Here is a 9,383-nt window from a genome sequence, read left to right on the forward strand (position 1 = left end):
GGGTACGAACATGGCGACGAAATCGGGCGAGCCCTCGTCCTTGAACTGGTCCCAATAGGCCTTGCTCGACAGGCCGCTCATATGGGCGCGAACGCTCTGGGCGTGGCGGATCAAGCAGCCATCGCGCGCCGCCTCATCGACCGCGTCCTGAGCCTCCAGGAAGGCGTTCAGCGAGCACTTGGCGTCAATCACGAACACTCCGCCGCCCGGCAGCCGCACGGTGACGTCGGGCCGGCGGCGGCCCTCCTCGGTGTCGACGGAGAACTGTTCCTCGAAGTCGAAGCGCTTGGTCAGGCCGGCGGCCTCCAGCACATTGCGCAGGGTCTGCTCGCCCCAGCGCCCCTGCACACCCGCGCCACGCCGGAGCGCCGCCGACAGCTTGCGCGCCTCGTCCTGGGTGGCGGTGGACGCCAGCAGCAAGGCCGAGATCTGCGCCTTCAGCCCGCCAGTCTCCTCGACCCGGACCTTCTCGACCGCCGCCACATGCTCCTGGAACATTCGCAGGCTTTCGGCCACCGGCTTCAGCTGCGCCTCCAGCCGGGCCTGGGCCAGCTGTTCGCGCCCGGCGATCGCCTCCTCGTTCTTCTTCAGGATCGCCTCGGCCACGCCAGCGGCGGACTGCGCCACCTGGGCGTTCACCAGATCGGCATGCTTGTTGGCCGACGCCAGCTCGAACTCCGCGCGTGTGGCCCTGTCGCGCTCGCGAATCGCCCAGACGATGGCGAAGACGGCGAGCGCCGCGAAGAGCACGGCCAGGACCAGGAACACGTTCATGCTGTGTTCCTTAGCGGCTTTGTTGAGTCGCGACTAGGCCGGCCGGCGCGCGCGCATGGCCTGGGCGATGGTGCCGTCGTCGAGCCAGTCGAGTTCACCGCCGACCGGCACGCCGCGCGCCAGCAGGGTCACCGACACATCCGCCCCCGCCAGCCGGTCGGCCAGATAGTGGGCGGTGGTCTGGCCGTCGACCGTCGCCGGCAGCGCCAGGATCACCTCACGGACGCCGGCGTCGGAGGCCCTGGTGACCAGCCCGTTGACCCGCAACGCGTCCGGCCCGACGCCGTCAAGGGCCGACAAGAGGCCGCCCAGCACGTGATAGCGCCCGCGAAACGCGCTCGCCCGCTCCATGGCCCACAGCGCGCCGACGTCCTCGACCACGCAGATCAGCGTCGCATCCCGCTGGCGGTCGGCGCAGATGGCGCAGGGATCCTGGGTGTCCAGCGACGCACAGACCGTGCAGACCTTGACCTTCGCGGCGGCCTCGGCGAGCGCGTCGGCCAGGGGCGCCAGCAACTGATCGCGCCGCTTCAACAGCGCCAGCGCCGCGCGCCGCGCCGACCGGGGCCCCAGGCCCGGCAGCTTGGCGAGCAGGCCGATCAGCCGCTCGATCTCGGGGCCGGCGGAGGCGGCCAAGTCAGGCTCTCGACCTGCTGGGGACCGGCGCGCCGCGCACGGCCCTAGTCGTCATCGTCGTCCTCGACCGGCGTGGGCGCCGCGGCCTCCGGCGGCGGCAGGGTGCGGACACTGAGGATCTCCGCGCCGGGGAAAGTCGCCATCACCGCCAGCACGAAGGGGTCCTGCTCGACCTGGGCGCGCACCTCGCGGTCCTCGCGCTTCTGGCGCTCCCACAGGCTTTCCGCGCCGCCGCCGCCCTGGGCGGCGATCAGCCAGCGCTCGCCGGTCCAGTCCTTCAGGCGCCCCACCAGCCGTTGCGCCAGGTTGGAGGGCGCGCCGGGGGCGGACTCGTATTCGATGGCGCCCGGGCGGAAGCTGATCGGCCGGAAATAGCGTTCCACGTCGAGCTTCAGCGCAATATCCCGCTTGCGCTCGATCAGCGCCAGCATCTCCTCGAAGGTGTTCAAGGTCGCCACGGGTTCGGCGGACGACTGCGGCTGCGGCGCGGTGAAGCTGCGGGCCACGGCGGTCGCCCCGCCGCCCCCGCCGCCAGCAGGCGCCCCGCCTTGCGAAACCGTCCCGGACGGCGTCGCCGGGTCGCCGGCCTGCAGCCGCTTCAGCGCCTCCTCCGGTCCGGGCAGGTCGGCGGCGTAGGCCAGGCGGATGATCGCCATGTCGGCGGCGGCGGCGGCGTCCGGCGCGCGGCGCACCTCCTCGTAGGCCTTCAGCGTCAACTGCCACAGCCGCGAGAGCGTCCCCGCCGAGATCGCCGCACCGATGGCGGCCAGTCGGGCGGCCTGGTCCTTGGGCATGACCAGCGCCTGGGGCCCGACCATCTTGGCCACCGCCGCGCCGTGGCCGTGATCCAGCAGGTCGAGCATCACCTGGTCGGGGTTGGCGCCATAGCCATAGAGGGTGCGGAAGGTCTCGATCGCCGGCCCCGCCTCGCCGCGCAGGATCTGCTCGAAGAGGCCGATGGTCTGGCCCCGGTCGGCGAGCCCCAGCATGTCGCGAATGGTGGCCGCCGTGACCGTCTGGCCGGGTTCGGCCTGGACGATGGCCTGGTCGAGCATCGACTGGGCGTCGCGCACGCTGCCCTCGGCGGCGCGGGCGATCAGCATCAGCCCGTCGGCCTCAACCCGCGCGCCCTCGGCCTCGGAGATCATCTCCAGGTTCGCAACGATCACGTCGGCCTCGACGCGGCGCAGGTCGAACCGCTGGGTGCGCGACAGGATGGTCACCGGAACCTTGCGGATCTCGGTGGTGGCGAAGATGAACTTGGCGTGCGGCGGCGGCTCTTCCAGGGTCTTCAAGAGCGCATTGAACGACTGCGTCGACAGCATGTGCACTTCGTCGATGATATAGACCTTGTAGCGCGCCGAGGTCGGGGCGTAGCGCACCCCGTCCAAGAGCTCGCGCATCTCGTCGACCTTGGTGCGCGAGGCGGCGTCGAGCTCCAGCACATCCATGTGCCGCCCCTCGATGATCGAGGCGCAGTGGACGCCCTCCACCGACAGGTCCAGCGTCGGCGCGTGGATCGTGTCGCTCTCGTAGTTCAGCGCCCGGGCCAGCAGCCGCGCCGTGGTGGTCTTGCCCACCCCGCGCACCCCGGTCAGCATGAAGGCGTGCGCGATCCGGCCACTGGAAAACGCGTTCGTCAGGGTCCGCACCATGGCCTCCTGGCCATAGAGGTCGTCGAAGGTCTTCGGCCGGTACTTGCGCGCGATGACGGTGTAGGCGGCGCTGGCGTCGTCGCTCAGCGTCGGCCTGGGCGGGTCGGCGAACATGTCGCCCGTGTTCGGGTCACGCTCGGGCGGCGCGTCGGACTCGTCGGGGATCAGGTCGTCGTCGCCCATGCCCTACATGTAAGAGATCGCCCGCCCCCCGCGCCATGCGAAAGTGGGGGCCGCGCCCTTTATCCCCTCTCAGTCGGATTTGACGTGTTGGGGAAAGGTGGAGACCGAACGGCGACCCGGAACGGAATTCGTTGTGGCTGCTGCCTTCCGGCCCTGACCAGGTTGGCGAAGCGTCCGCCCGCCGCCGATCTCCGCTCGGGGATATGGCGGATGCGGGGCGTGGAGGCAAGGGTTGCCACGCACAGCAAGTCTCCGTCGGGGTCGCGCTCCGCGCTAGCGGAGCGCGGCCTCACCCCGACGTGGAGAGGCCAGTCCCAGCTTCGTATCTCGACAAGAAATAGGGTTGAACTCATCGCCCGAGATGTACGCGTTTTGTTCCGGACACACAAGCTCTGCCCAAGCCACATTTCTGGGTGAAGGACTTTCGGACCGACGATTCCTGAGGTCAGGCAGCGGACCGGGAGCGGGCGGGCGCATTTTTCCCAAGTCGGCTACATTGGCGAAACGCGCCGCTTCCAGCAGCTGTGCACCACCTGGGTCCCCGCTTTTGCGGGGATGAGCGGTGTTGGAGAAACGCGCCGCCGCGCTATCCTGCGGCCCAGACGGAGACCCCCGCCCATGTGCCGCAACATCAAGACGCTCTACAATTTCGAACCGCCGGCGACCGACGCCGAAATCCGCGCCGCGTCGCTGCAGTTCGTGCGCAAACTCTCGGGCTTCAATGCGCCATCGAAGGCCAACGCCGCCGCGTTCGACGCCGCCATCGAGGCGGTGTTCGCGGCGGGCCATCGGCTGCTGACCTCGCTGGAAACCCAGGCGCCGCCGCGCGACCGCGAGACCGAGGCCCAGAAGGCCAGGGCCCGGTCCGCCGAGCGTTTCGGCGTCCGCGCCTAACTCGCGGCCGGCGCCGCTGGCGCCAGCTTGTCGGCGGTCCTGGTCTCGAAGTCGCTGGCCTCGTGGCGTTCGTGCAGCTGGCTCGACGGGTCGCCGAAGGTGCGGTTGACCATCCGGCCGCGCTTGACCGCCGGGCGCTCGGCGATCTGGTCGGTCCAGCGCTGGACGTGCTTGTAGTCGGCGACCGACAGGAACTCGCCGGCGCCATAGAGCACCCCCTTGGCCATCGCCCCGTACCAGGGCCAGGTCGCCATGTCGGCGATGGTGTAGTCGGCCCCGCCCAGATATTCGCTCTCGGCCAGCCGGCGGTCCAGCACGTCCATCTGGCGCTTCACCTCCATGGCGTAGCGGTCGATGGGGTATTCCATCTTGGTGGGGGCATAGGCGTAGAAATGCCCGAACCCGCCGCCCAGGAAGGGCGCCGAGCCCATCAGCCACATCACCCACGACAGGCATTCCGCCCGTGGGCCGGGCTCGGTGGGTAGGAAGGCGCCGAACTTTTCCGCCAGGTGGATCAGGATCGCGCCGGATTCGAAGACCCGGATCGGCGTCGGCCCGCTGTGGTCCACCAGGGCTGGGATCTTGGAGTTGGGGTTGGCGGCCACGAAGCCGGAGCCGAACTGGTCGCCGGCGCCGATATTGATCAGCCAGGCGTCGTACTCCGCGCCGGCATGACCCAGCGCCAGCAACTCCTCCAGCATCACCGTCACCTTCACCCCGTTGGGCGTGCCCAGGGAATAGAGCTGCAAGGGGTGACGGCCGACCGGCAGGTCCTTGTCGTGGGTCGGGCCGGCGATCGGGCGATTGATGGCGGCGAACCGGCCCCCGTTTTCCTTGTTCCAGCTCCAGACCTTGGGGGGCTCGTAGGCGGTCGGCTCGGACATGCGAGGGCTCCGGGTTCCTGGCGCCAGATCGCGCGCACGTCCGATGTGGGGCGCCCGGGGCCGTTTGGCCAGTCAGCCGTGGACCTTCACGCTTGGGATGACGCCGTTGCTGCGGTGCGGTAGTACCTTCACCATGCCCCTTGACGCCTTTCAGAACACCTTCGCCGGCAACCCGCTCGATCGCGCCAGCGACCGCCGCTCCAAGCCCGACTGGATCGCCGCGCAGCTGGCCTCGCCTGAATCCCTCGGCTTCGCCATCTGGAACGGGCGGCCGTTCGTCGAGCCCGCCAAAGAGGGAACCATGCAGATCGCCTATCTGCCGGCCAAGATGGTCGCCGAGCTGGCCGGCGGCCCCGAGCGCCTGTTGTTCATGGGCCTGTGGAAGGAGACCGCGGTCTTCGCCGTCGACCTGGAAGGCCCGGCCGATCCCGCCGAAGGGCCGCTGCGGGGTCTTGGCGCCTTCGAGGACCTGCGCGCCGTCGCCCTGAAGCTGCCCGCCTCCGACGCCGCCATCGTCGCCACCGCCAAGCAGATGTTCGAGTGGCGGCGGCGTCACCGGCACTGCGCCAACTGCGGCCAGCCCACGGAGGCGACCGACGGCGGCTGGAAACGTCGCTGCGCGGCCTGCGAGGTCGAGCACTTCCCGCGAACCGACCCGGTGGTGATCATGTTGCCGTTCCATGGCGAGCGCTGCATGCTGGGCCGCCAGGAGGCTTGGCCCAAGGGCATGTTCTCTGCCCTGGCCGGCTTTCTGGAGCCCGGCGAGAGCATTGAGGAAGCCTGCGCCCGCGAACTGGCCGAGGAAGCCGGCCTGCGCACCCGCACCGTCCGCTATCATTCGACCCAGCCCTGGCCCTATCCATCCTCGCTGATGATCGGCCTGATCGCCGAAGTGGAGGACGATGAGGGGACGCCCGACCAGACCGAACTCTCCGAAATCCGCTGGTTCACCCGCGCCGAAGCCAGGCTGCTGATCGCCGGTCAGATCGAGGACGCCACCGCGCCTGGCCGCCTGGCCATCGCCCACCAGCTGCTCAAGGCCTGGGTGGAAGAGGGCTGAAACGTTTCCCTCCCCTAGTGGGGAGGGTGGCAGAGGCGAAGCCGAGGTCGGGTGGGGAAGTGTGGGCCGGAGTGCTGACTCCGAGCTTGAGCGCGGCGTCCCCACCCTGGCGGCTTTGCCGCCTGTCCCTCCCCTGTACAGCACGTAGGAAAGGAAGATCGGTTCAGAGCTCGCGATCCGCGAAGGAGGCCATGGCGGCGGCCATGTATTCCGCCAGGCCCGGCTGGCGGCCGTCGTAGCGTTCGCGGAAGCGCCCGTCATTGAGGTACATCTCGCCCAGGCCCTTGAAGGCCGCGGCCGGCGCCGGCTGGTTCCAGCTCCTGGCGATCCAGCCGTGTTGCCGTCGCATGAGCGCGGTGACCGCACCGCCGTCCACCGGCAGTCCGTCCACCAGCGCCTTGGCCATGCCGGCCTCGATCGCCTCGGCCTCGGCCTGCATGGCGTCGAAATCGGCCTGCTTCCAGCCGGACATGCCGGCCTTGGCGGCGTCGATGCGGCTCTGCATCTCCGGTCCGCCGCGTTCAACGAGCTCCTGCTCGTAGCCCGCCTGCTTTTCGGGGTCGAAGCCCCGGTACATCGCCTTGTCTTCCATCTTCGCGTCTCCTTCGAGGGCGGCGAGGGTGTGATCGATCGTGCGCAGCAGCTGCCGATAGCGCCGGGTTTCGGCCTCCAACTTCTGCCGGTGCGCCTTCAAGGCGACGACCCGGTCGAAGCCCTTGGCGTCCATCACGCGCGCGATCTCCTCAAGCGAGAAGCCGAGCTCGCGATGGAAGAGGATCTGCTGCAGGCGCAACAGTTCCTCCCGCCCGTAGTAGCGGTAGCCGTTCTCACCGACGGAGGCGGGCTTGAGCAGCCCCATCGCGTCGTAGTGGTGCAGCGTGCGGACGGAAACGCCCGACAGCTTCGCCACCTGTTTGACCGTATGACCGCGCACTTATCGAATGTCCTCGTCGATGGCCCCTTGATCAGGTCTCACCGGACGTGAGGGTCAAGCGGCTTCGAAACGGAAAAAACAGACCCGCGCCGCGCCGTAGTCGCGGGCAGCCAGGGCGTCGTATCCGGGGATGCTGAGATCGGGCTCGCCGACGCCGCGCTCGAACACCACGATGGCCCCGGGTGCGAGCCAGCCGCCGGCCGCCAGCTTCTCCAGGGCCGCCTCGCCCAGGCCCTTGGCGTAGGGCGGATCGAGGAAGGCCAGGTTGAAGGGCGGCCCGTCGCTGCTGGGGCGGGCGCCCAACTCAGTCGCGTCACGCCGGTGGACGCGGGTGGCGCCGAACAGGCCCCCGTCCGGCGCCAGGGCCTCGATGTTCTGGCGGATCGCGCCCCGCGCGGCCTCGTCCCTCTCGACGAAAAGGCAGAAGGCGGCGCCCCGAGACAGGGCCTCAAGGCCCAGCGCGCCGGAGCCGGCGAAGAGGTCGATGACGCGCAGGTCGCGGACCCCCGGCGACCAGGCGGCGTGCTCGAGGATGTTGAAGATCGCCTGGCGCGCGCGATCCGAGGTGGGCCGGGCGCCCTTGCCCGCCGGGGCTGCCAGCGCCCTGCCGCGGAAGCTGCCGGAGACGATACGCAAAGCCGCAAGCCTCCCCGACGGCGGGGTTGCCCCGCCCGCCCCTTCGATCCAAGCTTTCGCGACAACAATCAAGGGAGGCCGCGCCATGAGCCTGGTCAGCGTCGAGCGCCGCGGCGGCGCAGCTGTCATCCGCTACGCCAACCCACCCTATGGGACCATGACCGGCGCAGGCGCCCAGGAAATGCTCGAGGCGATCCGCCCTCTGGCCGAGGACCCCGCCGTCCGCTCGATGATCATCACCGGCGGCGTGCCGGGGATCTTCATCCGTCACTACGACGTGGGCGAGCTTTCCACCGCCAGCGATGCGGCCCAGGACACCGCCCCGCCGCCGCCGGACTGGGACGGACGCGCCCCCGGCGGCTATCTGGCGCTGGTGGATGTCATCGCCGAGGCGCCCAAGCCGGTGGTGGCGGCGATCAACGGGCTGTGCATGGGCGGAGGCTTCGAGCTCAGCCTGGCCTGTGACCTGCGCATCGCCAGCCCCGATGTCGCGGCCATCGGCCTGCCGGAGACTCGGATCGGCATCTTCCCGGGCGGTGGCGGCACCCAGAGGCTGCCCCGTGTGGTCGGCGAAGCCAAGGCGCTGGAGATCATTCTGCGCGGGCTGACCTTCGAGGCCGGCGAGGCGCTGGCCATCGGCCTGGTGCACGAGATCGCCGCCGACCCGCTGGCCCGCACCCTGGAGATGGCGGCGCAGTGGGATCAGCGCGGGGCGGAGGGGCTGGCCTTCGCCAAGCGGCTTACCCGCGCCGCCCTGGACCGCCCGCTCGCGGAGGGCTTGGCCGACGAGCGCCGTTCGTTCCAGGCGGTGATGCGGACGGCTTCAGCCCGCGCGGGCCTGAAGGCTGGCCGGGCCCCCGCTTCGATCCAGGCGCTTTAGGCACGATCGCGGGCTTGCGCTTGGGCTTGGCCCAGCCGGCCTTGTATTCCATCTTCGCCGGCGGTTCGCCGATAGGCGCCTTGCGCGGTCGCCTGACGGACTTGCCCGTGCGGCCCGCCGGCTTGCCGCCGCGATCGATCTCCACCGCGCCGCGCCTTGGCCCCGCGGCCACGGCAGCGGGCTTTTTCCACAAGGGCCGGTCGCCCTTGGGCAGGTTGGCCGGCGCAATGTGCTCGGCCAGCTGTTCACGGATCACCCGGGGTCCCACTTCCTCGACATCCCCTGGCAGCAGCGTCCCCAGGACGAAGGGACCATAGGAGAGGCGGATCAACCGGTTCACCTTCAGGCCCAGCGCCTCCAGCACGCGGCGGACCTCGCGGTTCTTGCCCTCGGCCAGCACCACGGTGATCCACAGGTTCGCGCCCTGCGGCCCTTCCTTGGCCTTGTCGAGGTGCGCCTCGATGGCGCCATAGTGGACCCCCTCGACGGTGATGCCGGCCTTCAGGGTGTCGAGCTTTTCCTGGGTCACCCGGCCCCGCGCCCGGGCGCGATAGCGACGCACGATCCCGGTGGCTGGCATCTCCAGCGCGCGGGCCAGGCCGCCGTCGTTGGTGAGCAGCAGCAGGCCCTCGGAATTGATGTCCAGGCGGCCCACCGAGATCAGCCGCGGCAGGCCGGCCGGCAGGGCGGCGAACACCGTGGGGCGGCCCTGCGGGTCGTTATGGCTGGTCACCAGATCGATCGGCTTGTGATAGCGAAACAGCCGTGCCGGCTCGGCCTCGGTGACCACGGCGCCGTCGACCGTCAGGATGTCGCCACGCTCGACCTTGACCGCCGGCGTGGTCAG

At 70.0% G+C, this 9,383-nt stretch carries 9 protein-coding genes, 1 other RNA gene and 1 pseudogene; 3 read left to right on the forward strand and 8 right to left on the reverse strand.

Annotated elements, in window-relative coordinates:
• The 4 genes from rmuC to ffs all read right to left on the reverse strand — a co-directional run.
• A partial coding sequence (gene rmuC / locus RMN86_RS15100) for a DNA recombination protein RmuC (protein ID WP_309606679.1) occupies positions 1–774 on the reverse strand: 774 nt, incomplete at its 3' end.
• Between the two features lie 33 nt (positions 775–807).
• Positions 808–1,410: a recombination mediator RecR gene (recR, locus tag RMN86_RS15105; protein WP_309606680.1), complete on the reverse strand. Its 603-nt coding sequence runs from the start codon at positions 1,408–1,410 to the stop codon at positions 808–810.
• Between the two features lie 44 nt (positions 1,411–1,454).
• Positions 1,455–3,248: a DNA polymerase III subunit gamma/tau gene (locus RMN86_RS15110; protein WP_309606681.1), complete on the reverse strand. Its 1,794-nt coding sequence runs from the start codon at positions 3,246–3,248 to the stop codon at positions 1,455–1,457.
• Positions 3,249–3,343: 95 nt separating this feature from the next.
• Positions 3,344–3,442: signal recognition particle sRNA small type (gene ffs / locus RMN86_RS15115), an RNA gene on the reverse strand.
• Between the two features lie 424 nt (positions 3,443–3,866).
• Here ffs and RMN86_RS15120 point away from each other — a divergent pair.
• On the forward strand, positions 3,867–4,142 hold the full coding sequence (locus tag RMN86_RS15120; RefSeq protein ID WP_309606682.1) for a DUF2277 domain-containing protein: 276 nt from the start codon (positions 3,867–3,869) through the stop codon (positions 4,140–4,142).
• Here the strand turns inward: RMN86_RS15120 and yghU are convergent.
• Entirely contained in the window at positions 4,139–5,026 is an 888-nt protein-coding gene (gene yghU, locus RMN86_RS15125) for a glutathione-dependent disulfide-bond oxidoreductase (RefSeq protein WP_309606683.1), read from the reverse strand. The two genes, RMN86_RS15120 and yghU, sit on opposite strands and share 4 nt — an antisense overlap.
• A 133-nt stretch (positions 5,027–5,159) precedes the next feature.
• Here yghU and nudC point away from each other — a divergent pair, with 133 nt between their 5' ends.
• Positions 5,160–6,086 carry an NAD(+) diphosphatase gene (gene nudC, locus RMN86_RS15130; protein ID WP_309606684.1) on the forward strand — a complete coding sequence of 309 codons (927 nt, stop codon included), beginning with the start codon at positions 5,160–5,162 and terminating at the stop codon, positions 6,084–6,086.
• A 163-nt stretch (positions 6,087–6,249) separates the two neighbouring features.
• Here nudC and RMN86_RS15135 read toward each other — a convergent pair whose 3' ends face one another.
• Together RMN86_RS15135 and rsmD are read right to left on the reverse strand one after the other, a co-directional pair.
• Positions 6,250–7,020: a MerR family transcriptional regulator gene (locus RMN86_RS15135; RefSeq protein WP_309606685.1), complete on the reverse strand. Its 771-nt coding sequence runs from the start codon at positions 7,018–7,020 to the stop codon at positions 6,250–6,252.
• A 54-nt stretch (positions 7,021–7,074) separates the two neighbouring features.
• On the reverse strand, positions 7,075–7,656 hold the full coding sequence (gene rsmD, locus RMN86_RS15140) for a 16S rRNA (guanine(966)-N(2))-methyltransferase RsmD (RefSeq protein WP_309606686.1): 582 nt from the start codon (positions 7,654–7,656) through the stop codon (positions 7,075–7,077).
• A 157-nt stretch (positions 7,657–7,813) separates the two neighbouring features.
• On the opposite strand from rsmD, the pseudogene RMN86_RS15145 reads away from it, so the two are divergent.
• A pseudogene (locus RMN86_RS15145) lies at positions 7,814–8,443 on the forward strand (enoyl-CoA hydratase/isomerase family protein); the annotation flags it as partial.
• Here RMN86_RS15145 and RMN86_RS15150 read toward each other — a convergent pair.
• Positions 8,397–9,383, reverse strand: a 987-nt coding sequence (locus RMN86_RS15150) for a pseudouridine synthase (RefSeq protein ID WP_309606687.1), incomplete at its 5' end; no start/stop codon positions are given. The pseudogene RMN86_RS15145 and the gene RMN86_RS15150 sit on opposite strands and share 47 nt — an antisense overlap.

Source organism: Phenylobacterium sp. (assembly GCF_031360265.1).
GTDB lineage: Bacteria > Pseudomonadota > Alphaproteobacteria > Caulobacterales > Caulobacteraceae > Phenylobacterium.

Coding starts and splice junctions, on each gene's coding strand:
- yghU (WP_309606683.1), bottom strand. CDS start 5,026: ATGTCCGAGCCGACCGCCTACGAGCCCCCCAAGGTCTGGAGCTGGAAC.
- RMN86_RS15120 (WP_309606682.1), top strand. CDS start 3,867: ATGTGCCGCAACATCAAGACGCTCTACAATTTCGAACCGCCGGCGACC.
- RMN86_RS15110 (WP_309606681.1), bottom strand. CDS start 3,248: ATGGGCGACGACGACCTGATCCCCGACGAGTCCGACGCGCCGCCCGAG.
- nudC (WP_309606684.1), top strand. CDS start 5,160: ATGCCCCTTGACGCCTTTCAGAACACCTTCGCCGGCAACCCGCTCGAT.